Source organism: Streptomyces millisiae (assembly GCF_031845425.1).
Taxonomy (GTDB): domain Bacteria; phylum Actinomycetota; class Actinomycetes; order Streptomycetales; family Streptomycetaceae; genus Streptomyces; species Streptomyces millisiae.
This window is the reverse complement of the sequence record NZ_JAVREM010000378.1, coordinates 1-416: the sequence shown is the minus strand read 5'-3', so window position 1 is coordinate 416 and position 416 is coordinate 1. Positions and strand designations below refer to the sequence as shown.

Here is a 416-nt window from a genome sequence, read left to right as displayed (position 1 = left end):
CACCTATTCATTGCTGGCACCATCGGTCGGCGCCCCGACAGCACCATCCCTGACGACATTGAGGAACAGACCGAGATTGCCATTCGGAAGCTGCAGGAGATTCTCCGCCTGGAAGGGCTCGATCTGTCTGCGCTCGTCGATGTCACCAGCTACCACGTCGACATCCACCAATACCTGTCCGGCTTTACCAAGGCGAAGTCCCGCCTGATCAAGCCTCCTTACCCGACTTGGTCACTGATCGGCGTCAGCGGGCTCGCGAGCCCCGGCCTGCTTGTCGAAATTCGGGCTACCGCAGCGTATCCCGACGGATCCTGAGAGCACCTGGTTCTTACGCAAGATGATCCAGGATCGGAAAGGTGGCCAAATCCTCTTGGAAACTGTCAATTACGCCACTCGTGTGTTGTTTGGCGGGAGGG

General features: G+C 58.4%; 1 protein-coding gene. It reads left to right on the top strand.

Going from position 1 to position 416, the window contains the following annotated elements:
• The coding region (locus RNC47_RS37170; RefSeq protein ID WP_311605290.1) for a Rid family hydrolase at nt 1-315 on the top strand (315 nt) is incomplete at its 5' end.
• Between the last annotated feature and the right edge of the window lie 101 nt (nt 316-416).